This is a genomic window from Oceanisphaera submarina (assembly GCF_046521305.1).
Lineage (GTDB): Bacteria > Pseudomonadota > Gammaproteobacteria > Enterobacterales > Aeromonadaceae > Oceanimonas > Oceanimonas submarina.
The window spans coordinates 139,638-161,855 of the sequence record NZ_JBKGFN010000005.1 but is presented as its reverse complement, the minus strand read 5'-3'; the positions used below and the strand labels follow the sequence as shown (position 1 = coordinate 161,855).

Here is a 22,218-nt window from a genome sequence, read left to right as displayed (position 1 = left end):
ATCAAGAAGTTTGGTGAAGGGATACTCAGATGCAAGACCTGAATCACGATTTGGTCGTTATCGGTGGTGGAATTATCGGCGTTACTTGCGCCTGGCAGCTAACTCGTGCCGGCTACAAGGTATTACTGCTGGAAAAGAATGAGATCGGGCAGGGTGCTTCATTTGGTAATGCCGGTCATATCGCTACCGAGCAGGTCTTGCCGCTGGCTTCGCCGGCCGTGTTGCGACAGTTACCCCGCATGCTGCTGGATCCCCTGGGACCCCTGCGCCTGGATTGGCGTTATCTACCCCAGATTGCCCCCTGGCTGCTAAAGCTGGTGGTCAATATGCGGCCTCAAGCTCAGCGTAACAGCAGCGCCGGGTTGCGCCTGCTCAATGAAGCCAGCCTGCCGGCCTGGCAGCAATTGTTACAGCAGGCGGGTCTGAGCCAGTCATTGAAGGAAAACGGCTCTTTGTTGGTGTGCGAAAGCGAGTCGGCCTTCTCCGAGCTGCATCAGCATTTACGGGTGCTGGAAACCCTGGGGGTAACAGCCGAGCCTTGGTCGGCCAAGCACCTGCATCAGCAGATAAGCGGCTTGATCCCGGAAGTAAGGGGAGGGCTGTTCTTCCCCGATACCGCGCATGTTACCGATCCCTATCGGCTAGTGGTCAAGCTGTTTGAGCAGGCAGTCGGCGCAGGATTGGAACAGCTTCAAGCTGACGTTCATGGCGGACGCTGCCTGGAGGGCGGTATTGAATTGAACACCAGCAAAGGCAAGTTGCTCGCCAAACGGGTACTGGTTGCCGCCGGTGCCTGGTCCGCACCTCTGGTCAAGGAGCTGGCTGGTATCAAGATTCCTCTGGATACAGAACGAGGCTATCACCTGATGCTACCGGCCGAGCCCGGTCGTCTGCCGATGGCGGTCAGCTCTCTGGAGCGGAAATTCATCATGACCCCGATGAAGGGGGGACTACGTTTGGCCGGAACGGTGGAGTTTGCCGGGCTAAAACGGGTACCGGACTATCGACGGGCGAGAGGGTTATTAAGCCATGCAGATGCCCTGTTCAGGGAGCGGATAGATAATAAAGGCGCTACTCCCTGGATGGGCTGCCGTCCTTCTTTACCCGATTCATTGCCGGTAATCGACCGGGTTGGCCCCCAGGGCCGCCTGCTGCTGGCTCTGGGTCATCATCATTTGGGGCTGACGCAAGCGGCGGTCACCGCCCAACTCATTCTGGGCCTGTTGTCGGGAAAACCGTCCGGGCTCGATATAGCTCCTTTCCGCCTGGCGCGGTTTGGGCAATTACCACCCTCGCACACCTTAAACAACAGTGTTTGCCTGCCGGGCTCAGAAATGTAACCGGACTCGTAGCACAACAGGGAGAATGTATATGGATATCAAGCAGTCAACTCCGGCGAATAGGATTCGCCTGCCCAGTGGTTTTGAAGTGCTGGGCCTGCTGGCAGCCTTTATCGGCGTCATGTATTTATTTTTGAATGTGTGGGGTCTGCCCATACAACTGGCACTGTTCGTGTCCTGGTTTCTGGTGATCGGCCTGGGTATCCGGCTGGGACTGGGATATGAAACCATTCAGAAAGGTTTGTTGAAAGGGATTCATAACGGCATGGAAGCCGTGCTGGTGTTGATCACCGTCGGTGCCCTGATCGGTACCTGGATTGCCGGTGGCATAGTGCCCAGCATCATCTATTACGGCCTGTCGGTGATGAGCCCCAGCATCTTTCTTTTTGCGGCTTTTATCATCTGTGCCCTGACGTCGCTGGCGACCGGAACCTCGTTCGGTACCGCAGGCACCGCCGGTATCGCCATGATGGGCATCGGCCACAGCTTCGGCATTCCGATGCCGCTGGTGGCCGGAGCGGTTATTTCCGGTGCCTATGTGGGTGACAAGCTGTCCCCTCTGTCCGACACCACTGTGATGACGGCATCCCTTTGCCGCGTCGACCTGATCGATCATATCAAGTCCATGCTCTATGTCAGCGCGCCTTCCGCCCTGATTGCCGGCCTGTTATTCCTGGGAGTGGGCTATTTCTATGTTGACGGTGCCGCCGACACCAGTCGGGCGGATGCGGCCATGATGGCCCTGGCCGAGCAGTTCAACATCAATTGGTATCTGCTGCTGCCGACGCTGATGGTGATCATCCTGCTGGCCATGCGCAAGCCATCTATCCCGGTGATCAGCTTCGGCGCCGTGCTGGGCATCATCTGTGCCGTGCTGTTCCAGGACATGGCGGCGCTGGATGCGGTTAATACCGCCTACTTCGGCAATGCCATGAGCTCTGACGTCGACTTCCTCAACACTCTGCTGAATCGGGGCGGTATCGAGTCCATGTTCGGTGTCATCGCCCTGGTGTTGTTCGCCCTCGGACTGGGTGGGCTGATGGACCGCATCGGCGTTCTGACCGTGATCTGTAACGGCTTTCTGTCTTGGGCCAGCAATGCCGGTCGGCTGACCTTGTCGACCCTGCTGGGCGGTTTCTTCGGCAACTTCTTCGGTGGTGCGGCCTATGTGTCGCTGATCACCGCCAGCACCATCACCGAGAAAAACTACGACAAGCAGGGTATCGACCGTCGGGTGTTGTCCCGTAACGCCGAGGCCGGCGGTACCATCACCACGCCCATGGTGCCCTGGTCCGATGGTGGTGTCTTCATGGCTACCACTCTGGGAGTCAGCACTCTCAGCTATCTGCCTTTCCTCTGGTTCCATTTCCTGGTGCTGATTATCTCGCTGATTTACGGCTACGCCAACATTGCCGTCTGGCGCACCGGTACAGGCAGCTCCCTGCCTGCAGACGAATCCGAAGAGAGCCTGGCGCTGGCTAAGGCTTCTTCATAACTCACTCTTATAACTTACTTTTTCGGGCCTGTGCTCAGGCCCCTCATAACGATAAGGATATGCATAATGAAAATTGAAGGTGTAATGGTTCCGGTAGTAACCCCGTTTGCTCAAGACGGCCATATCGATTATCCGGCATTGGCCGCGCTGCTGGCCCACCAACTGGAAGCAGGTGTCAGCGGCATCGTCGCTTGCGGCACCACCGGTGAGTATTACGCACTGAGCCAGGCCGAGCGCCGTGAGCTGATGGCCTTTATTGCCAAAGAAGTGGGTGACAAGGCGTTACTGGTGGCCGGTGTTAACGACACTCACTCGGCAGGATCCATTGCCAAGGCGCTGGAAGCGAAGGAGCTGGGCTATCAGGCACTGATGCTGGCGCCGCCCATCTACTGTCTGCCGGAGCAGGACGAAATTATCGCCCATTACCAGACCGTGAGTCGTGAAGCTGACATGCCGATCATCATGTACAACTTCCCGGCCCGCTCCGGGGTGGAGATCGGCATCGAGGCCATCAAGGTGCTGGCCGGGGATCCCAATATCGTCGGCATCAAGGAAAGCAGCGGCGACTTTACCCGCGCCGTGACCCTGCTCAATCTGGGTCTGGAAGACTTTGAAGTGGTGTGTGGCTCTGATGACCAGGGTGCGGACTATATGTTTTGGGGTGCCCGCTCCTGGATTGGCGGCGGCGCCAACTACCTGGCCGCCGATCATGTCAACATAATCGAAGCGGCCAAGGCCGGCGACTGGCAGCAGGTCAGGAGCATCATGGCCCGCATCTTACCGGTGCTGCAGAACATGGAATCCGGTGGTTACAACCAGAAAGCCAAGCTGGGCTGTGGTCATATCGGTTATCCGGTAGGTCCGGTGCGGGCCCCCCTGTACCCGGTGAGCCAGCAGGATGAAGAAGACTTCCTGGCCCTGCTGACCCAGGCATTGAAATAAGGAGATAGGCATGTCGGTACAAGTGGAAAATGTCTTTGCCAGGGCAAAGCAGGGTGAATTACGGGCCGATGCCATTATCGTTGGCTATACGCCCGGTAATCAGACACTGGAATCTCGAGATCCCTTTGATGAATCCGTTATCGGTCAGGTTGAAGCCTGTACCGAAGAACAAGTTAACCTGGCGGTGGCTGCCGCTCGAACCAGCTTCGAGCAAGGCGAATGGCGCAAACTGGCCCCGGCCGAGCGCAAGCAACGTATGCAAGCCTGGGTTGCGCTGCTGGAACAAAACCAGGAAGAGCTGGCGGCGCTGGATTGTGTAGATGGCGGCAAGCCGATCACCGAGTGTCTGAACACCGATATTCCGGAAACCATCAACACCCTGGCCTGGTATGCGGAAGCGGTAGACAAGGTGTTTGGCAAGGTGGCGCCGACCGGGGATGACACTCTGGGCCTGGTGGTCAATGAGCCGATCGGAGTGGTTGCTGCTGTGCTGCCGTGGAATTTTCCGGCGCAGATGTTTGCCTGGAAGGTGGGGCCGGCGCTGGTGACCGGTAACTCGGTGATTGTGAAGCCAGCCGAGCAAACCTCGCTGAGTGCCTGGCGTATGGTGCAGTTGGCCCATCAGGCAGGTATCCCGGAAGGGGCGCTGCAGCTGGTAACGGGTCTGGGTGAGCAAACCGGTATGCCACTGGGGTTGCACCCGGATGTGGACATGGTGTCTTTCACTGGCTCGACCGAGGTCGGCCGTCTGTTCCTGCAGTATTCGGCCCAGAGCAACCTGAAAGAGGTGGTGCTCGAGTGTGGCGGCAAGAGCCCTCAACTGGTGTTCGATGATGTAGAAGATTTGGATGCTATCGTCGACGATGTGCTGGCGGCAGCCTTCTGGAACATGGGTGAAAACTGCAGTTGTGGCTCCCGTCTGCTGGTGCAGAAGGGTATCAAGGAACCGCTGTTGGATAAGCTGTGTTCCCGCCTGTCCGGCTGGAAACTGGGTGATCCCAAGGAAACGGACACCATGGTTGGGCCCATGGTGGAGCCGGTGCATTTCAACAAGGTGAAGGCCATGGTCGAGCAGGCCAGGGAGCAGGGCGCCCGGCTGCGCTATGGCGGTAATACTCCTGCCCTCGGGGCCGGCCTCTTTGTGGAGCCCACCATTTTTGATGACGTCAGTGCCGACATGACCCTGTTCCGAGACGAGGTATTCGGCCCTGTACTGGCGGTAACCGAATTTTCTACTGAGGAAGAGGCGGTATCTCTGGCCAACCAGACTCAGTATGGTCTTGCCGCTTCCCTCTATACCAGCCATATGGGGCGAGCCCATAGAGTCTCCCGGGCACTGAAAGCGGGTACTGTCTCCATCAACTGTTTCAGTGAAGGGGATATCAGTACTCCCTTCGGGGGTTATGGTCAGTCCGGCTTCGGTGGCAGAGACAACGGTCTTGAAGCTATGGATCAGTATCTGCAAAAGAAAACCATCTGGTATAACCAGGCCTGAATGAATAGTTAATAGCATGGCGTCATAAAAATGGATGACGTCATTATTAATCAATCAAATTTTTTATTTCTGCTTATGACGTTCGTCATCTTGTTTTCCATTGCGTGGAAAACAGGGATAGATTTTTCAAAAGGATATGAAAATGAAATTAGCTCATTCCTGTAGTGCCATTATTACAGCCTGTGTTCTTCTGGTCGCACCGGTTGTCGCAGCCAAGGAAGTGACCTGGAAGGTTCCCACTTCTGTGCCGGAAGGATCCTTTTTCTACAATAACTTCCTGCAACGTTTCAGCGATCATCTTAAGGTATATTCCGAGGGGGAAATAAAATTGAGAACCTTCGGTGCCGGTGTCGTGGTGCCGGCATTCCAGGTATATGAAGCGGTGCAGGATGGTATTGTAGAAGCAGGACACTCCACCCCTTCTTATCTGGTCAATCAGGATCCGACCAATGCCATCTTTGCCGGTTTTCCCGGTGGTATGTCGCCCGAGGCCACCATCACCTGGCTGTATGAAGGTGGTGGGCTTGAAAGTCTGCAGCAATATCGGCAAGAGCTCATGGGCCTGCATACCATGGTAGTAGGGTTGGGTACTTCGGAAATTCTGGCGCATGCCAATAAACCGATTCACAAGGTTGCCGATTTTGAAAACCTAAAGTACCGAACCTCCGGTGCCTGGGCCGGGGTATTACAACATTATCTCAAAGGTGTTCCCACTGTCGTGCCTCCCGGTGAGATATATACACTGCTGCAACGAAAGGGGGTCGATGCGGTAGAGTGGGCCACTCCCGGATCGAATATTATGGAAGGCTTCCATGAAGTCGCGCCTTATATCATCACTCCCGGAATTCACCAGCCTACCTTTGTATGGGAGTTCTTTGTGAAACAGGAAACCTGGGATGAACTGTCTCCAGAGTTGCAGGGACGTATCGAAGATGCCGCCCGTTTGACTACGATGGAGTCTTATCTTCACTTTGCCCACGAAGATATGAAGGCCATGGACAAATACAAGGAATATGGAACCGAGGTGATCACTCTGGATCAGGGCGTCATCGCGCAGATACGAGGCTATGGTCATCAATGGATGGCAGAGCGGGCCAGGGAGCAGGCCGAGAAAGGAAATAAAAAAATGACAACTCTGCTCAAGGATTATCAGGGTTATCAGGAACGTTGGGCTAGAAATTCATCCGTATTGGTAAGAGATTAGATCCCTTGCCGATTCCCTCCTGACTCAAGATGCAGGGCAGGCCGTCTATTACAGCCTGCCCGGTATTGATTCTGCTTAACTGGCTCTTTTGGGGTGGAGAATGAATCCTTTTGGAGTCATTTTCTCATGAGGTGAAAGTCATGAATGTGTTATTTTTACGTCTCGACGGAATTTCTTTTTTGTTGGCAAAAATATCCATGGCCATGGTCGTCATGCTGGTGGCTTCGATCCTGTATGAAGTGATCTCACGCTATGTATTTGGTGCGCCGACATTATGGTCATTTGACATATCCTATATGCTCAATGGCAGCTTGTTTTTACTGGCAAGTGGTTATTCCCTTAAAGTGGAATCTCATGTGAGAATCGATTTTCTTTCTTCCCGGCTCTCCCTGAGGCATCAACAATTTATCAACTTGTTTTTTTATTTCTTCATGATAGGACCGTCATTTTTCTTCCTGAGTTATGTAGCAGGAGAGAAAGCCATCAGCGCATGGGTAACGGGTGAAGTGGAAAGTGTCAGTCCCTGGTCACCCCTGGTCTGGCCTTTCTATAGTGCCATCGCCATCGGTTTGATGGCGTTTACCCTACAGGTCTATATGGACGGTATCAGATATTTACAGGGGGATAAGATCCCCGGCGAATCGGTTACCAAGGATGAGATGAGCCATGACTGAACTAATTCCATTGTGGATGTTTATCATCCTGTTTGTATTCGTGTTTCTCGGTATTCCCGTGGCTCTATCACTGATAGTCACCTCGGTAATCTTCGGTTTTTTCACCTTTGGCGATCTGCTGTTTAACCAGCTTTATGGTGCCATATTACATACCGCAGCAAACTTCACCCTGTCATCTATTCCATTATTCATATTAATGGGGGCCATTCTGGAAAAAACGGGTCTTGCGTTAAGGTTGTTTCAGGCATTACAACTGTGGTTTGGTCGTCTGCCCGGTGGCCTGGCGCTGTCAACCATAGTGATGTGTGCCATCTTTGCCGCTGCTTCGGGAGTGGTGGGGGCGGTGGAAATCGTCGTGGGAATGATGGCCTTGCCGGCCATGGCCAAATACAAATACAACAAGGGACTAATGGCGGGTACCGTCTGTGCCGGTGGCTCTCTCGGTACCATAATTCCGCCTTCCATTGTGGTGGTGGTTTATGCTTCCATGGCCCAGTTGTCGATCGGCCAGTTGTTTGCGGCCAGCCTGATCCCCGGAATAATGATGGTGGCCTTCTTCATGATCTATATGGTTGTCGCCTGTTATTTCAAGAAAGACCTGGGACCGGCGGTGATACTGGAACAGGAAGTGGCATTGTCAGAAAAACTGCTGATGACTGCCAGGGCCATATTGCCCCCCTTGTTGTTGATCAGTTCGGTACTGGGTTCTCTGTTACTGGGAATTGCATCACCGACAGAGGCGGCTGCGGTAGGCGCCGCCGGTGCGGCACTGATTGCCCTGGTTTTTCGTGAGCTGTCCTGGTCGAGTTTTATCGGCGCATTGAAAACCACCATACAGATCACCGCCATGATTATGATGATTGTGGTTGGCGGAACCATGTTCACCAGTATCTTCGCCGTTTCCGGCGGCGGCTGGATGATAGTCGATGCCATCAACAGCCTGGATATAGGAGTCTATCAGCTTACCTTTATCCTGATGGCGGTGATTTTTTTGGCCGGTTTCGTGCTGGATTGGATCTCGATTGTGCTGATTTTTGTACCTATCTTCACGCCACTTATAAAAACAGCCGGCATAGATCCCATCTGGTTCGCAGTGATGTTTATGGTGGTGATACAGACTTCCTATCTGACTCCACCGATGGCACCTTCAATTTTCTACCTGAAGTCCATAGCACCGGATGATATGAGCTACCGGCATATGTACCAGGGGGTGATGCCTTTCGTTATCCTGCAGTTACTGGTCTTGTTGACGGTGGTGGTGTTTCCGATGGCGGCCACCTATCTGCCGAGCTTGATAACCAATTGAAATCATTGAACCCTGGGGCGGGATCTCGATGGCGGCGGCAGGTGATTACCGCTGCCTCGCTGGGCATGATCGGTGATCCGGTTGCCAATCGCGCAGAGACTCCTTGCCTGGGTCGTAATGTGATGGCCGCTTCTAATGCCTTGTCTTGCGCCAATATGGCGCTGGCCGATTGCGATCCGGTAGTCACTTGCGATGAGGTAGTAAAAACCATGTTCGACGTGGGTAAGAGTATTGCGCATGAGCTGCGTTGCACCGCTCTGGGTGGCCTGTCCATTACCGCAAGTTTCAAAAGGCTGGGGCAGCGATTGAACCAGTTTACATGCTGCTGACTCAGTTATCGGGTATTTTGGATGCAAATGGCGCCATCAGGCGCCATTTTTATGGGGTGCTTGCTTATATACTGGCTATTTCTTCCGATGTCAGGTGTCGCCACTCGCCCGGAGCCAGGCTGTCATCCAGTACTATGTCTCCGATTTGCAGCCGGTGCAGGCCCGAGACGTGGTTGCCTACGGCGGCAAACATGCGTTTCACCTGATGGTATTTTCCTTCCTGTATGGTCAGCAGTACCCGGGTAGGGGTGACCACTTCCAGGGTGGCTGGTAGGGTCGCCTTGTCTTCTCCGTGTAAATCCACTCCTTGTGCGAAGCGTCCGGCGACATCTTCTGCCAGCGGTTCGGCCAGCTCGACCTGATAGACCTTGTTGCAGGCTTTCTTCGGCGAACGCAGGCGGTGCGACCATTGGCCGTCGTCGGTCAGCAGCAGCAGGCCCGTGGTATCCACATCCAGGCGCCCGGCGCATTGTATACCGCGGCGCAGCTCCGGCGGCAGCAGCTGCAGCACACAGGGATGGTCTTCATCCTGGGTGGAGCTGATATAACCGGCGGGCTTGTGCAACAGCAGATAACGTGCGGATGGGGCACCCAGCAGGCGACCTTCGAGGCGCACTTCCTGGCCGTCGATCTGCTGGTCACTCTTTTTGACCACGATGCCGTCGACGGTGACATCACCCCGGTGCAGGGCTTTCTTGGCCACAGAGCGGGTCAGACCGGTGCTTTCACATAAAAAACGATCGAGGCGCATTAGGTTTCCAGTGTTGTCAGCAACCCTGTTGCTGCTGTTGATGTAGTAGGGCGACGATATCATCGGCCGCAACCAGAATGTGGCGTCGCAGCAGGTCGCAGGCGGCGGTGATATCGCCACGCCGGCACAGTTCTAAAAGCTCCCTGTGCTCAGCTTCGGCTTTGTGTACACCGGCTGCATGCAGCAAGTGAATCCGGATATAACGGTCGGACTGGGTATTCAGCTGGGTGATCAGTGCCATGGTTTCCGGTTTTTCGGCGGCTTCGTACAGGGCTCGGTGAAAAGCGAAGTTATGATCGCTCCAGTGATCTATCTGGCTTGAAGTATCCAGTAGATGATCCAGCTGGATGAGCAGGGCCTCGGCATCATCCAGCTTCTCTTTGGTCAGGCTGGGAATGGCTGCGGCAAGGATGTGGCATTCCAGCAATACCCGAAGTTCGAAGAGCTCCAGGATCTTGGGAGCTGACAGCTCGGTGGCGTAGGCACCCTTGTGGGCCTCGAATTCCACCAGGCCTTCGGCTTCCAGGGTGAGCAGGGCTTCCCGGACGGGGATCCGGCTGACGTCGAATTCCTTTGCCAAGGCATCCTGGCGCAGGGCCGAGCCACCTTTTATTTCGCCGCGTAGAATCTTGGTTCTGATGGCGTCGGCCACAAATTGCGTTCTGGTTTTGTGCATATCATTCCTGGCAAAGGTGATGTCGGTGAGGCGGTGGTTATGCTTGCTCGTCTGGTACTTCTGTGGCGATAGCTTCATCATCCTGCAGCAGCCATTCGCTCAGAATTTCCCTGGCTCTGTCCAGGCCCAGGCCCTTGAGCGAGCTGAATGACTCGACGCGGATGTCGCCACCGAAGACGGTCACGGCTTCCCGCACTCGCAGCACTTCGGACTTGCGCGGGCCCGGCTTGAGCTTGTCGCACTTGGTCAGCAGGGCCAGCACAGGCAGCCGACTTTCGCTGGCCCATTGCAGCAGTTGCTGATCGATGTCTTTGAGCGGATGACGGATATCCATCAGCACCACCAGCCCCTTGAGGCTTTCGCGCTGTTGCAGATAGACCGACAGGGCCTGCTGCCATTTCAGCTTCATTTCTTCCGGCACCTTGGCATAGCCATAGCCGGGCAAATCGATCAGCCGCTTGCCTTCGCTCAGTTCGAATACGTTGATCAGCTGGGTGCGCCCCGGCGTTTTACTGGTGCGCGCCAGACTTTTCTGCTGGGTTATGGTGTTCAGGGCGGAGGATTTACCGGCGTTTGAGCGCCCGGCAAAGGCTATCTCTATCCCGCTGTCTGCCGGCATCTGGTTGATATCGGGCGCGCTGGTAATAAAGCGGGCGGTGTTAAAATTTATCTGTTTGTTATTCAATATGAATTCCCCTGGGTTCTAAACCCGCTTTGCTTACTTTCTCGCAAAATCGTTGTAGAATGGTGCCGTTTTTTGAATCGCATTGTAACATGCCCTCGCAGGTATGTGATCTGGAAGCTCTTACAACGAGAACTCGGAACGTCATGAAAAAAATTATTTTCACGCTAGCCTTAATGCTCGGAGTGGTCGGTGTTGCCCAGGCCCAGGGCGACGTCGAAGCAGGTAAGGCCAAAGCCGCCACCTGCGCGGCCTGTCACGGTGCCGATGGTAACAGCCCGACCGATATGTATCCCAAACTGGCCGGTCAGCACGCCTCTTACCTGACCAAGCAGCTGGTTGAATTCAAGGCCGCCCTCACCGGTGGCGAAGGTCGTGCCAACGCCATCATGGGCGGTATGGCGATGCCCTTGTCCGAACAGGACATGGCCGATGTGTCGGCATATTTCGCCAGCCAGGCCATTACCCCCATCGCCACTCCCGAAGAGGTGATTGAGCAGGGTGCCGCCCTGTATCAGGGTGGCGATATCGAGCGTGGTGTGACCGCCTGTATGGCCTGTCACGGTCCTCGCGGCGAAGGTCTGGAGTCGGCAAAGTTTCCGAGTCTGTCTGGTCAGCATCCGGCCTATATTGCGGCCCAGCTGAAAATGTTCCGCAGTGGCGAACGTAACAACGATCCCAACGGCATGATGAGCGGCATTGCCGCCAAGCTGACCGACAACGATATCGACGTACTGTCCCAGTACGTAGCTGGTCTGCGTTAATACTATCACTCCGGGGGCCTGGTGCCCCCTGCTTTATCTGGTTTCCCCATGTCTGCCCTGCCGCACGACCTGAACTGTCCCCTCTGTGATCATATCGAGACTCCCCTGTTCTGGCAGGATGCGCGGCGTCGTTACCATCGGTGCGACCGGTGCCGGCTGATCTTCGTCGAGCCCGGATGCCGGCTGGATGCGGTGGCGGAGAAGGCGGAATATGATCTGCACGAGAACCGGCCCGATGATAAGGGCTATCGGCGTTTTCTGGCACGTGTGGCGGAGCCGCTGATGACCCGCTTGCCCGCAGGCAGCCGGGGACTCGATTTCGGCTGCGGGCCGGGCCCGGCGCTGGCGGCCATGCTGACCGAAGCAGGCTTTGCCACCACCACCTATGATCCTTACTATGCGCACTATCCGGCCCGGTTGCAGCAGTGTTACGACTTTGTCTGCTGTACCGAAGCGATAGAACATTTTTACCGGCCGGGCAGGGAGTGGCAGCAGCTGCTGACCCTGCTCCGGCCGGGAGGCTGGCTGGCCATCATGACCAAGCTGGCCCAGGACCAGGCGGCTTTTGCCAACTGGCATTACAAACAGGATCCCACCCATGTCAGCTTTTTCAGCCGGGAAACCTTTCTCTGGCTGGCGGCACGGGACGGGCTCGGCATCGAATTCATCGGTGCCGATGTGATACTTCTGCAAATACCGGAGTCTGTATGACACGCATGAAAAAGACCCGTACCCCGGGTCAAATCGGAGCCCGCAAGGAAAATCGGGAAACTGCCGAGCAGAGCAAGGATCGCAAGCGCAAGGCCAAACGCAAGGGGCTGGCGGCCGGCTCCCGGCACAATACCGGTGAGGCTGGTCAGCAGAACGGCGGCACCAAGGCACCTCAGGATCCGCGTCTGGGTTCTAAAAAGCCGATAGCCCTGGTGCAAGGGGAAACCACCAAGGTAGCGAAACCCGCTAAGCCCGCCAAGGCGCCGAAGCCGGCCAGGGTGACACCGGTTATCGACCCAGATGTCGAGGCCTTGACGCCGGAGCAGCAGCTGGAACAGCTGGAAAACAACGAGCGGCTCAATACCCTGCTGGACAAGGTGGATGCGGGCGAGAAGCTGGGCAAAGACGATGCCGGCTGGCTGGACAAGACCCTGGCTCGCCATCAGCAGTTGCTGGAAGAGCTCGGTCTGCTGGAAGAAGATGAAGAAGAGCCGGCAGAAGGCGACGATCTCTGGACCCGCTTTATGGACGCAGATCTTGATCCTGCACAATACGAAGACAAGGAAGATAAGTCATGATCTCACCCTGGTTGATGGCCGCCCTCGTGGGCGGCGTCATCATAGTGGGGCTGGCGGTCTATGCGGGAAAACTGCTGGCCCGGCTGAAGCAGCAAACCCAGCGGCAACAGCAGGCTGTTACCCAACGTAACGAGCGTATTCTGGACAGCATTCGCACCATCGCCATGGCCATGCGCGAAGACCAGTGCAACCTGTCGGAAGGCGCCATACGCCTGACCAACCTGCTCAACGCCCTGCAGTTTGCACAGCCGAAAGAATTTGCCGATGAATACCCGGGCCTGTACGACTTGTATGAACGAGTCAGGGAAATGCCGACCCACGATGCCCGCAAGCAATACAAGCGCAATGAAATCATGCGCATGGATCTGCAACGAGCCGGCTTCGAACAGGAGCTGGAAGCACAAATCAAAATTGAGGTAACGCGGCTGGCCAGTCTGGAACTGCCCGGTCGCTGACCGGGGAGAGGTAATGTCAGCACAGATTGAATGGGATCAGGCCCTGATCGAAAAGTACAATTATTCGGGGCCGCGTTATACCTCGTACCCCACGGCGCTGGAGTTCAACGACGGCTTCGGCATGACGGAGCTCGAAGCCGCCGCCGGCCGTTATCCCGGGCGACCGCTGTCGCTCTATGTCCATATCCCCTTCTGCCACAAGCTGTGCTACTACTGCGGCTGCAATAAGGTTATCACCCGTCATCAGGGCAAGGCCGACATTTACCTCGACTATCTGGAGCGGGAAATCACGCGCCTGGCGCCGCTGTTTATCGAGCGAACCGTGACCCAGCTGCACTGGGGCGGCGGTACCCCCACCTTTTTGACCGAGCCCCAAATCCGTCGACTGAGCGGTCTGCTGCGCCGGCACTTCCACTTTGCCGAGCAGGGCGAGTTCGGCATCGAGATCGATCCGCGCAGAATCGAACTGAGCCTGCTGGACGTGCTGAAGGAAGAAGGTTTCAACCGCATCAGCCTGGGCGTACAGGACTTCGACAAAGATGTGCAGCGGGTGGTCAACCGGGAACAGGATAACGACTTCATCGAGGCGCTGGTCAGCCGGGCCGCCGAGCTCGGTTTTGGCTCCACCAACCTGGACCTTATCTACGGCCTGCCGTTACAGACTCCGGAAAGCTTTCACCATACCCTGGAACAGGTGGTGGCCATGAAGCCGGCCCGCTTGTCGGTGTTCAACTACGCTCACCTGCCGAGCCGCTTCTCCGCCCAACGCAAGCTGAAAGACTCGGATATGCCGGCGCCGGCGAAGAAACTGGCGATGCTGCAGCACAGCATCGCCTACCTGACCGGCCAGGGTTATCAGTTTATCGGTATGGATCACTTCGCGCTGCCGGACGACAGCCTGGCGGTGGCCCAGCGCGAGGGCGGGCTGCACCGCAACTTTCAGGGCTATACCACCCGGGGCGACTGCGATCTGCTGGGCCTGGGCGTGTCGGCCATCAGCATGATCGGCGATGCCTACTCCCAGAATCACAAGGATCTGAAGCAGTATTACCGCCAGCTGGACGAACTGGGCCATGCCCAGACCGTCGGTTATGCACTGAACGAAGACGACTGCCTGCGCCGGGATCTGATCAAGACGCTGATCTGCAACTTCGAGCAGGAGCTTGCCCCGCTGGAGCGACAATACGGCATCCGTTTCGCCGATTACTTCGCCGACGATCTCCAGCTGTTGCAGACCTTCATCGACGATGGTCTGGTGACCCTGACCGATGATGCCATTCGAGTCGTGCCCAAGGGCCAGTTGCTGATCCGCAATATCTGCATGTGTTTCGATGTGCACCTGCGCCGCCAGGCCCGCGGCCAGCAGTTCTCGCGGGTGATCTGAACGGCGAGGCCTGTTTCCGGTTCAAGAATTATCGGAAGAAGCCCTGATGATCAGCTCGGGGGCCGGACCACGGACGATACCCGGGACTGCCTTGCCGTTGATGTGTGCCAGCAGCAGGGAAATGGCCTGGGCTGACACTTCTTCCAGGTGCAAGTTGACTGCGGTTAGCGGCGGCTGGCATTGCTGCGCCCGCAGGCCGTCGTAACGGGTCACCACCCTCACGTCTTCCGGCACCCGGCGGCCGGCCTGCTGCAGTGCCCGGATGGCGCCCACGGCGAAGGCATCCACCGGGGCGCAGATGGCGTCCAGCGACGGGTGCTCGGCTAGCAGCCGGCGGCAGGCGTCGGCCCCAGCTTCTTCGCCACCGGCCTCCTCGGCCTTGGCGATCAGACAGGGCAGGCCGCAGGCGGTGATGAAGTCGCGGTAGGCCTGCTCCACGTCTACGTAGGAGTGGCGGCGCTGCTGGCCGACCAGCAGGGCGATGTGGCGGGCCCCTCCGACCGCCAGGTGTTCCAGCAACAGGCGGCCGGTGGCCCCGGCCTGCAGGTCCACGTAGGGCAGGGGGGGATCTGCCTCCGGCTGGCGGCCGATGGACACCACTGTGATGCCGCGCCGCCGCAACTGGGTGACCTGGGGATCCTGGGCCACCGGCTCTATGATGATGGCGCCGTCCACGTCCAGCTCGTCCAGCAGTCCCTTGGCCTCCGCCAGCGGCGGCACTAGCACCAGGGCCAGACCTTGCCTTAGCGCCGCCTCTGCTGTAGTGGCGGCGATTTCCATCATGAAGCCGAGGCGGGAAGCGCCGCCAGCCACTGCGAAGGGCATGGAGGAGAGCAGGGCAATGGAATTGGATCGGCCGGTGCGCAGGCGCTGGGCCCGCAGGTTGGGGCTGTAGCCCAGCAGGCGGGCTACTTCCTTGACTCGAGCCCGGGTCTTGGGATCCACCTGTCCCCGATCGTTGAGGGCGTGGGAGACGGTGGTGCGGGACACGTCCGCCGCCTCGGCGACATCGGCGATGGTCAGGCGGCGGGGGCCGCCGTGCTTGGCTGAACTCATGGGATCCCTGCGGGCTGCTCGCGTATGCCCTCGAGTATACTCCCGGTCCGGTTCAGGACCAAATCGATTCTGGTGTCGGTCTCGGGTCAACAAAATTGGTGAAAATACCGGCTTGACAGGGAGAGAAAGCTGGAATAACTTTTAACCAAATCGATTTGGGGTTTGTTGGTTAAGCACCCAAATCGATTCATCTCTGGAAACATTGGCGAGGGATGGGAAATCCGTGCTGGATATCATAGTGACGGGTTATTTTTCGGCTATCACCTAAATCGATTTGGGTTGTGTGGCAAGGAGCCGCCGGCTATGAGCGCCGACGGCATGTGGATGCAAGGAGAATATCATGTCGGAAGTACACAAGGACGTCACCGCCCCGGTCGACGAAAAGCTGCCCCTGAAGACGCTGCTGGCGTTCGGGTTACAACATGTATTGGTGATGGCGGCTTCGCCCATCGCCTCCGTGTTCCTGATGGCCACGGCGCTGGATTTTACCCCGGAGCTGACCATTAACCTGTTGAGCGCCACCTTTATCATCTGCGGTATCGGTACCCTGCTGCAGTCCATCGGCTGGCGCGGCTTCGGCGCCCGGCTGCCGTTCATCATGCTGCCGGGCGGCGCGCCTATCGTTCTTTTCATTTTGATTGCCCAGCAGACCGATGTGGCCACCGCCTCGGGGGCGGTGTTCCTGACTGCACTGTTCTATTTCTTGGTGCTGCCCGTGTTCAAGAAGTTCTTGCGCTTCTTCCCCTCGGTGGTGGTGGGAACCATGCTGTTGCTGGTGGCCATCAACCTGGTGAAGATTTCGGGCTTCTTGATCGTCGGTAACCCCGGCACCGAGGGCTTCGCCGCGCCGCTCAACCTGTTGCTGGCCTTCGCCACCATCGGTTTCACCGTGCTGTTCGCTCGGGTGCTGAGCGGCATGATGGGCCAGCTGGCGATCCTGCTGGGCCTGCTGGGCGGTACCCTGGTAGCGGTGCTGTTCGGTGCCTTTCATACCGAGCATCTATCGTTGTTTCCCCTGTTCAGCCTGCCGTCGCTGCTGCCCTTCGGCATGCCCAAGTTTGATCTGTTGGCCTCATTGCCTCTGATGATCTTCTGCATCATCTCCATGGTGGAGGCCACCGGCCAGACCATTGCCATCGGCGAGGTGGTGGACAAGAAGATGGATCCAGAAAACGACGTGGCCAGGACCATCCGTGGTGACGCCGTCGTGTCCTTGCTCGGTGGTCTGTTCGGCACTTCGTTGATTATCACCAGCGGCGAGAACATCGGCGTGGTGCGGGCCACCGGTATCCGCTCCCGCTATGTCACCCTGGTTTCCGGCCTGATGCTGATCCTGTTCGCGCTGCTCTCCCCCCTGGCGCGGGTGATCCACGGCGTGCCCGAGGCGGTGGTCGGCGGCACCGGCCTGGTAGTGTTCGCCATCGTCGGCACTATGGGCATCGACATGCTGCGTCGGGTCGATTTGCGCCAGCACGCCAACATGTATGTGGTCTCGGTGGCGCTGGCGGTGGGACTGTTCCCGATACTGGTGCCCGGCGTCTATAGCCAGTTTCCCTCCGGGCTGGCCTCCCTGTTGAGTAACGGTGTCGCCATGGGCGCCATCACCGCTGCCCTGATGAATGCCCTGTTTCACTACCTAGGCAAGGGGTCGGCACCGGTTGCCGAGGCCGAAAACCACTCCCGGCTACAGAGCCGCTGATATAACCGGGCAGGCCCTGGGACCTGCTCTAATCAACAAAAGGATAGCTATGAAGACTCAACTCAATCCCCGTCAGTTCGAACAACGTTGCCTGTTGGCGCCCGACTGGCTATTGCTGGCGGCAGGCCCGGTGCGGGAGCACGCCATCCTGTTGGATGGCGATTGCTTCGGCGCCGTCGGCCCTCTGGCCGAGCTGCAGGCGGCCTACCCGGAGCTGGCGGTGACCGCCCTGCCGGGCAAGCTGATCATGCCCGGTTTTATCGATACCCATCATCACCTGACCCAGTCCTTCGGCAAGTCCCTGGTATTCGGCGAACCGTCGGAGATTTTCCGCCGGGTATGGGTACCCATGGAATCCGGCCTGAACCCAGATATCCTCTATCTGACCGCCAAGCTGGCGGCGCTGGAGGCCCTGCGTGGTGGCTTCACTACCGTTTGTGATGCCGGTACACGAGCCAGCGAGGGGCTGGACGCCATCGCCCACGCCACTACCGAAGCGGGACTGCGCTGCGTGTTGGGAGTGGTGTGTAACAACAAGCGTGGCAACGAGGAGATGGCGCCCGGGCCCATACTGGATCGGGCCGAGCGACACATTGCCGGCTGGCAGGACCAGCCGCTGGTCACTCCTTCGCTGGCCATTCCCATCCCGGAGATCGCCACCGATACCATGCTGCATCGTGTGTCGGCGCTCTGCGCCGAGGCCGGCATCTTGTTCCAGACCCACGTCAACGAACACCTGGTGGCGGTGGAACGCTCTCTGGAGCAGCGGGGTCTGCGCCCGGTGGAGCACCTGCACCGGGTCGGGGCTCTGGGACCCCAGTCGTTGCTCGCCCATGCGACCCTGCTCACCCCCGACGAGCTGATGATGCTGCGCGACTCCGACAGTGCGGTCAGTTACAACCCGGTGGCCAGTGCTTGGAAGGGCAACGCCGTGGCTCAGGCCCAACTGATGCACAGCCTGGGGATCCGCCTCGGCCTAGGCACTGACGGTACCCGCAGCGACGGTTTCCGGTTGCTGGATTATGCAGAGGCGGCCCAACGATTTGCCTTCGGCCTGGCGGTGGGTGATTCGTCCTGCGGCGGTGGCTGGCCCTGGCTGGAGCAGGGCACCCGCGGCGGGGCCAAGGTGCTGAATCTCGCCACCGGGGAAATAGCAGCGGGCCTGGCGGCCGATTTCCTGCTGGTGGATCTGGAGGTGCCCGAGATGTTGCCGTCCTGGGATCTATGCTGGGAGCTGGTGCGGCTGGCCAACCGGGATCAAATCCTGGGGGTGTTCGTGGCCGGCCGCCTGCGGTTGTGGGAGGGCTGGCCGCTGGACTGGGATGCCCGGGCCCTGATGCGTGAGGTGGACGAGCATGCCAAGGCGGTGGTGGCACGGGCGCCGATCCAGAAAATTCATCCCGATTCGGGCCGGCATCGGCGGGAGCGGGAAGCGCAGCAGCCGGATATCAGCTCGCGACTCGACGAGCGTGCATTATGAGTCCGGATATCTTCGTTTGGGTCGCCCTGGCGGTGGCGGCGGGCGCCTTTGTTCAGGGCGCCACCGGTATGGGGTTCGCCCTGGTGGTGGCGCCGGTGCTGGGGCTGCTGGCGCCGTCGTTGCTGCCGATCAGCCTGCTGGTGCTGATGCTACCACTCAACGCCCTGATCGCCTGGCGGGAGCGTCACGCCATCGATCTGTTGGGCACCAAGTGGATATCCTTGGGCCGGGTGCTGGGCACCTTCGGCGGGCTCTGGGTGCTGGTGGTGCTGCCCCTGAATCAGCTCAACATCCTGATCGGGGTGTCCACTATAGCGGCGGTGCTGGTCAGCTGGCTGGCACCGGCCTTTGCGCCGGGGCGCAAGGCCTTTGTGTCGACTGGGGTGATCACCGGTATCACCGAAACCGCCACCGGCATCGGCGGGCCGCCCCTGGCCCTAGTGTACCAGCATATGCCGGTGGCGACTTTGCGCGCCTCGGTGGCCCTGTGTTTCCTGATCGGCGAGCTGGTCTCGCTGCTGGTGCTGGCGCTCAGTGGTCGGCTACAGGTCGAACTACTGCAGCCGGTGGGCTGGATGCTGCCGGCGTTGGCGCTGGGGCTGGCGTTTAGCCAATGGGTGCATCGGCGGCTCAATGCCCGCTTCCTACGCCAGTTCGTGCTGGTGTTCGCCCTGGTATCGGGAATCCTGGTGTTGTGGCAATAAAAAGGGCTTTTCCTCTGCTACTCCCGCGCGGCGCTGGCCAGCAGCAGGGCGGCTTTTTCCTCGGCGCTGATAAAGGCCATGGCCAGGGCGTTTTCCTGACACTGGCGGGTCTGCGCCGGCGTCAGGTCAGCTGCAAGCGCGGCATCTGTGTATTCGTGGCGCAGTTCTATGCCTTCCACCGCCGGATCATCGGTATTCAGGCACACCGGTATGCCCCGTCCCAGAAAACGGTGGATGGGATGGGTGCTCAGCTCGGCCACCGTGCTGGTCTGCAGGTTGGAGGTCAGGCAGGTTTCGATGCCGATGCGATGCTCGGCCAGATGGTCGAGTAGGGATTCATCCTGCACCGCTCTTACCCCATGGCCGATGCGTTCGGCACCCAGATCCTTAATCGCCTGCCAGATGCTGGCGGCACCGGCTGCTTCGCCGGCGTGTACCGTGACATGCAGACCGGCGTCGCGCACCTGTCTGAAATGCCGCTCGAACAAGTCACCGGGAAAGCCGAGTTCGTCGCCAGCCAGATCCATGGCGATGAGACGGTCTTTGTGGGCCAGACAGGCTGCCAGCTCTCGTTCACAGGCCTGCTGGCCGAAGGTGCGGCTCATGATGCCGATCAGTTTGGCCGGAATGCCGAAGTCGCGGCTGCCGGTGGCCACCCCGTCGATCACCGCTTCCACCACCCCCTCCGGATCCAGCCGGTGGCTCATCGCCATGTAGCCCGGGCTGAAGCGCAATTCGGCATAATCGATACCGGCGCGTTGCAGGTCCTCGACGTTTTCATAGGCGACCCGGCGACAGGCGTCGTAGCTGCCCAGTACCTTGACGCCCCAGTCCAGCTTGGCGAGAAACGACACCAGATCCCGACTTTTTCCCTGTACCTGTACATGAGGGCGCAGCCCCTCCAGAGTGGTGGCGGGCAGCGTCATGTCAAAGCATTGACCCAGCTCCAGTATGGTGGCGGGGCGGATATTGCCATCCAGATGGCGGTGCAGGTCGAGCAGGGGCAGGCTGGGGTCTATCATGGCGTTTTCCTCGTGCTTGGGGTCGGCGTGATTATTCATCCTCTATCAGTTGGTCGTTGCCATGCAACTCTTTCAGCTTGCGGGTCAGGGTGTTGCGACCCCAGCCGAGCAGGCGGGCGGCGTCCTGCTTGTGACCCTGAGTATGACTCAGGGCACAGTCGAGCAGAATGCGCTCGAAGTCGGGCTGGGCATCGGCCAGCAAATCCTGCCGGCCTGAGGCCAGTTCCTGCCGGGCCCAGTCCTGCAGTGCCTGGCGCCAGTCCTGCCCGGCGCCGCCGGTTTCTTTTCCCCGTTCTTTCTGCATCAGCTCCGCTGGCAGATCGGCGACCAGCACTTCCTGGCCCGAGGCCATGACCGTCAGCCAGCGACAGACGTTTTCGAGCTGGCGCACGTTACCGGGCCAGGGCAAAGACTGCAGACAGGCCTGGGCGTCCGGATGCAGGCCCTTGGCGTCGACGCTCAGCTCTTTGGCAGCCTTGGCCAGAAAGTGGCGGGCCAGCTTGGGAATGTCTTCTCGTCGGTCTTTCAGCGCCGGCATATGAACGCGAATGACGTTGAGCCGGTGGAACAGATCTTCGCGAAAGTCGCCGTCGGATACCTTGAGCTCCAGATCCTGGTGAGTGGCGGCGATAATACGCACATCCACCTTGATGGGCTGATGGCCGCCTACCCGGTAAAACTGGCCGTCGGACAGCACCCGCAACAGCCGGGTCTGAATATCCAGCGGCATGTCGCCGATTTCGTCCAGGAAGAGGGTGCCGCCATTGGCCTGCTCGAAACGGCCCTGACGAATGCTGTTGGCGCCGGTGAAGGCGCCTTTTTCGTGGCCGAACAGTTCCGACTCAATCAGATCTTTCGGGATGGCGGCCATGTTCAGGGCGATAAAGGGGTTCTGGGCGCGGGGGCTGTGCTTGTGCAGCGCATGAGCCACCAACTCCTTGCCGGTGCCGCTCTGGCCGTTGATCAGCACCGAAATGGAAGAACGGGCCAGGCGGCCGATGGCGCGGAATACCTCCTGCATGGCCGGGGCTTCGCCGATGATCTCGGGGGCATTGACGGTGTCGGGCTCGGCGATCCGAGCTTTGGATTTGCTTTCCCGCAGGTGGGCTGTGGCTCTTTGCACCAGGGCGACCGCATCGTCGATATCGAAGGGTTTGGGCAGATACTCGAAGGCGCCGTGCCGGTAGGCGCTGACCGCACTGTCCAGATCCGAATGGGCGGTCATGATGATGACGGGCAACTCGGGTAGCTGTTCGTGAATGGCGCCCAGCAGGGTCAGGCCATCCATGCCGCCCATGCGAATATCGGACACCACCACGCCGGGCTTGCCCTGTGGCAGCGCGGCCAGCACGCTTTCGCCGTCGGTGAAGCTCTGGCAGTCGAAACCGGCCTGGCCCAGGGCCCGCTCCAGTACCCAGCGAATCGAGCTGTCGTCATCGACAATCCATACCTGTTCGGTCATAAGGCTCTC

The 22,218-nt window shown here is 58.6% G+C and carries 22 protein-coding genes; 16 read left to right on the top strand and 6 right to left on the bottom strand.

The annotated features are described in order from the left end of the window. Positions 1–29: 29 nt before the first annotated feature. The 8 genes from ACLEIV_RS07290 (at position 30) to ACLEIV_RS07255 (ending at position 8,785) form a co-directional block, all read left to right on the top strand. Positions 30–1,340, top strand: coding sequence for an NAD(P)/FAD-dependent oxidoreductase (locus ACLEIV_RS07290; RefSeq protein WP_410455982.1), 1,311 nt, complete (start codon positions 30–32; stop codon positions 1,338–1,340). Positions 1,341–1,371: 31 nt separating this feature from the next. Further along, entirely contained in the window at positions 1,372–2,835 is a 1,464-nt protein-coding gene (gene nhaC / locus ACLEIV_RS07285; protein ID WP_410455981.1) for a Na+/H+ antiporter NhaC, read from the top strand. A gap of 66 nt (positions 2,836–2,901) precedes the next feature. Then, positions 2,902–3,777: a dihydrodipicolinate synthase family protein gene (locus tag ACLEIV_RS07280; RefSeq protein WP_410455980.1), complete on the top strand. Its 876-nt coding sequence runs from the start codon at positions 2,902–2,904 to the stop codon at positions 3,775–3,777. A 10-nt stretch (positions 3,778–3,787) separates the two neighbouring features. Then, on the top strand, positions 3,788–5,272 hold the full coding sequence (locus tag ACLEIV_RS07275) for an aldehyde dehydrogenase (RefSeq protein WP_410455979.1): 1,485 nt from the start codon (positions 3,788–3,790) through the stop codon (positions 5,270–5,272). Between the two features lie 142 nt (positions 5,273–5,414). Continuing rightward, the gene (gene dctP, locus ACLEIV_RS07270) at positions 5,415–6,476 is read left to right on the top strand and encodes a TRAP transporter substrate-binding protein DctP (RefSeq protein WP_410455978.1); all 1,062 of its coding nucleotides are present in this window, start codon (positions 5,415–5,417) and stop codon (positions 6,474–6,476) included. 140 nt (positions 6,477–6,616) lie between these two features. Next, positions 6,617–7,150, top strand: a complete 534-nt coding sequence (locus ACLEIV_RS07265; RefSeq protein ID WP_410455977.1) for a TRAP transporter small permease subunit — start codon at positions 6,617–6,619, stop codon at positions 7,148–7,150. Then, entirely contained in the window at positions 7,143–8,456 is a 1,314-nt protein-coding gene (locus tag ACLEIV_RS07260; protein ID WP_410455976.1) for a TRAP transporter large permease, read from the top strand. Before ACLEIV_RS07265 ends, ACLEIV_RS07260 begins: the two co-directional genes overlap by 8 nt. A 41-nt stretch (positions 8,457–8,497) precedes the next feature. Beyond that, positions 8,498–8,785, top strand: a complete 288-nt coding sequence (locus tag ACLEIV_RS07255; protein WP_410455975.1) for an L-serine ammonia-lyase, iron-sulfur-dependent, subunit alpha — start codon at positions 8,498–8,500, stop codon at positions 8,783–8,785. Between the two features lie 64 nt (positions 8,786–8,849). On the opposite strand, the gene rsuA is transcribed toward ACLEIV_RS07255, so the two are convergent. Genes rsuA through yihA form a run of 3 tightly spaced genes read right to left on the bottom strand, consistent with a single transcriptional unit; the run spans position 8,850 to position 10,897 of the window. Further along, the gene (gene rsuA, locus ACLEIV_RS07250) at positions 8,850–9,536 is read right to left on the bottom strand and encodes a 16S rRNA pseudouridine(516) synthase RsuA (RefSeq protein ID WP_410455974.1); all 687 of its coding nucleotides are present in this window, start codon (positions 9,534–9,536) and stop codon (positions 8,850–8,852) included. Between the two features lie 16 nt (positions 9,537–9,552). Then, on the bottom strand, positions 9,553–10,212 hold the full coding sequence (locus ACLEIV_RS07245) for a GntR family transcriptional regulator (protein WP_410455973.1): 660 nt from the start codon (positions 10,210–10,212) through the stop codon (positions 9,553–9,555). Positions 10,213–10,249: 37 nt separating this feature from the next. Beyond that, entirely contained in the window at positions 10,250–10,897 is a 648-nt protein-coding gene (yihA, locus tag ACLEIV_RS07240; RefSeq protein WP_410455972.1) for a ribosome biogenesis GTP-binding protein YihA/YsxC, read from the bottom strand. Between the two features lie 143 nt (positions 10,898–11,040). Here yihA and ACLEIV_RS07235 point away from each other — a divergent pair, with 143 nt between their 5' ends. Genes ACLEIV_RS07235 through hemN form a run of 5 tightly spaced genes read left to right on the top strand, consistent with a single transcriptional unit; the run spans position 11,041 to position 14,786 of the window. Continuing rightward, entirely contained in the window at positions 11,041–11,658 is a 618-nt protein-coding gene (locus tag ACLEIV_RS07235; protein WP_410455971.1) for a c-type cytochrome, read from the top strand. A 48-nt stretch (positions 11,659–11,706) separates the two neighbouring features. Then, complete coding sequence (locus ACLEIV_RS07230; RefSeq protein WP_410455970.1) at positions 11,707–12,369, top strand: class I SAM-dependent methyltransferase; 663 nt, start codon at positions 11,707–11,709, stop codon at positions 12,367–12,369. Continuing rightward, positions 12,366–12,947: a Der GTPase-activating protein YihI gene (yihI, locus tag ACLEIV_RS07225; RefSeq protein ID WP_410455969.1), complete on the top strand. Its 582-nt coding sequence runs from the start codon at positions 12,366–12,368 to the stop codon at positions 12,945–12,947. The genes ACLEIV_RS07230 and yihI overlap by 4 nt, the downstream gene beginning before the upstream one ends. Before the next feature lie 11 nt (positions 12,948–12,958). Beyond that, on the top strand, positions 12,959–13,402 hold the full coding sequence (locus tag ACLEIV_RS07220) for a DUF2489 domain-containing protein (RefSeq protein ID WP_410456037.1): 444 nt from the start codon (positions 12,959–12,961) through the stop codon (positions 13,400–13,402). A 13-nt stretch (positions 13,403–13,415) separates the two neighbouring features. Continuing rightward, complete coding sequence (hemN, locus tag ACLEIV_RS07215) at positions 13,416–14,786, top strand: oxygen-independent coproporphyrinogen III oxidase (protein WP_410455968.1); 1,371 nt, start codon at positions 13,416–13,418, stop codon at positions 14,784–14,786. Positions 14,787–14,807: 21 nt separating this feature from the next. On the opposite strand, the gene ACLEIV_RS07210 is transcribed toward hemN, so the two are convergent. Further along, complete coding sequence (locus ACLEIV_RS07210; protein ID WP_410455967.1) at positions 14,808–15,842, bottom strand: substrate-binding domain-containing protein; 1,035 nt, start codon at positions 15,840–15,842, stop codon at positions 14,808–14,810. A 340-nt stretch (positions 15,843–16,182) separates the two neighbouring features. Between ACLEIV_RS07210 and ACLEIV_RS07205 the strand changes: the two genes are divergently transcribed. From ACLEIV_RS07205 to ACLEIV_RS07195, 3 genes are read left to right on the top strand one after another with little or no spacing between them, the layout of a single operon-like run. Beyond that, the gene (locus tag ACLEIV_RS07205; protein WP_410455966.1) at positions 16,183–17,541 is read left to right on the top strand and encodes a uracil-xanthine permease family protein; all 1,359 of its coding nucleotides are present in this window, start codon (positions 16,183–16,185) and stop codon (positions 17,539–17,541) included. Between the two features lie 49 nt (positions 17,542–17,590). Further along, positions 17,591–19,021, top strand: a complete 1,431-nt coding sequence (locus ACLEIV_RS07200; protein ID WP_410455965.1) for an amidohydrolase family protein — start codon at positions 17,591–17,593, stop codon at positions 19,019–19,021. Beyond that, a complete protein-coding gene (locus ACLEIV_RS07195) occupies positions 19,018–19,725 on the top strand; it encodes a sulfite exporter TauE/SafE family protein (protein ID WP_410455964.1) in 708 nt (235 codons plus the stop codon). The genes ACLEIV_RS07200 and ACLEIV_RS07195 overlap by 4 nt, the downstream gene beginning before the upstream one ends. A 17-nt stretch (positions 19,726–19,742) precedes the next feature. On the opposite strand, the gene add is transcribed toward ACLEIV_RS07195, so the two are convergent. After that, positions 19,743–20,747, bottom strand: coding sequence for an adenosine deaminase (gene add / locus ACLEIV_RS07190; RefSeq protein ID WP_410456036.1), 1,005 nt, complete (start codon positions 20,745–20,747; stop codon positions 19,743–19,745). A gap of 31 nt (positions 20,748–20,778) precedes the next feature. After that, a complete protein-coding gene (glnG, locus tag ACLEIV_RS07185) occupies positions 20,779–22,209 on the bottom strand; it encodes a nitrogen regulation protein NR(I) (protein ID WP_410455963.1) in 1,431 nt (476 codons plus the stop codon). Positions 22,210–22,218: the final 9 nt, after the last annotated feature.

Excerpts from the sequence above, each read along its gene's own strand:
- nhaC (WP_410455981.1), top strand. The coding sequence starts at position 1,372 with ATGGATATCAAGCAGTCAACTCCGGCGAATAGGATTCGCCTGCCCAGT.
- dctP (WP_410455978.1), top strand. The coding sequence starts at position 5,415 with ATGAAATTAGCTCATTCCTGTAGTGCCATTATTACAGCCTGTGTTCTT.
- ACLEIV_RS07230 (WP_410455970.1), top strand. The coding sequence starts at position 11,707 with ATGTCTGCCCTGCCGCACGACCTGAACTGTCCCCTCTGTGATCATATC.
- glnG (WP_410455963.1), bottom strand. The coding sequence starts at position 22,209 with ATGACCGAACAGGTATGGATTGTCGATGACGACAGCTCGATTCGCTGG.
- ACLEIV_RS07265 (WP_410455977.1), top strand. The coding sequence starts at position 6,617 with ATGAATGTGTTATTTTTACGTCTCGACGGAATTTCTTTTTTGTTGGCA.
- rsuA (WP_410455974.1), bottom strand. The coding sequence starts at position 9,536 with ATGCGCCTCGATCGTTTTTTATGTGAAAGCACCGGTCTGACCCGCTCT.
- ACLEIV_RS07195 (WP_410455964.1), top strand. The coding sequence starts at position 19,018 with ATGAGTCCGGATATCTTCGTTTGGGTCGCCCTGGCGGTGGCGGCGGGC.
- ACLEIV_RS07210 (WP_410455967.1), bottom strand. The coding sequence starts at position 15,842 with ATGAGTTCAGCCAAGCACGGCGGCCCCCGCCGCCTGACCATCGCCGAT.
- hemN (WP_410455968.1), top strand. The coding sequence starts at position 13,416 with ATGTCAGCACAGATTGAATGGGATCAGGCCCTGATCGAAAAGTACAAT.
- ACLEIV_RS07260 (WP_410455976.1), top strand. The coding sequence starts at position 7,143 with ATGACTGAACTAATTCCATTGTGGATGTTTATCATCCTGTTTGTATTC.
- ACLEIV_RS07200 (WP_410455965.1), top strand. The coding sequence starts at position 17,591 with ATGAAGACTCAACTCAATCCCCGTCAGTTCGAACAACGTTGCCTGTTG.
- ACLEIV_RS07290 (WP_410455982.1), top strand. The coding sequence starts at position 30 with ATGCAAGACCTGAATCACGATTTGGTCGTTATCGGTGGTGGAATTATC.
- ACLEIV_RS07205 (WP_410455966.1), top strand. The coding sequence starts at position 16,183 with ATGTCGGAAGTACACAAGGACGTCACCGCCCCGGTCGACGAAAAGCTG.
- add (WP_410456036.1), bottom strand. The coding sequence starts at position 20,747 with ATGATAGACCCCAGCCTGCCCCTGCTCGACCTGCACCGCCATCTGGAT.
- ACLEIV_RS07235 (WP_410455971.1), top strand. The coding sequence starts at position 11,041 with ATGAAAAAAATTATTTTCACGCTAGCCTTAATGCTCGGAGTGGTCGGT.
- ACLEIV_RS07275 (WP_410455979.1), top strand. The coding sequence starts at position 3,788 with ATGTCGGTACAAGTGGAAAATGTCTTTGCCAGGGCAAAGCAGGGTGAA.
- yihI (WP_410455969.1), top strand. The coding sequence starts at position 12,366 with ATGACACGCATGAAAAAGACCCGTACCCCGGGTCAAATCGGAGCCCGC.
- ACLEIV_RS07280 (WP_410455980.1), top strand. The coding sequence starts at position 2,902 with ATGAAAATTGAAGGTGTAATGGTTCCGGTAGTAACCCCGTTTGCTCAA.
- ACLEIV_RS07245 (WP_410455973.1), bottom strand. The coding sequence starts at position 10,212 with ATGCACAAAACCAGAACGCAATTTGTGGCCGACGCCATCAGAACCAAG.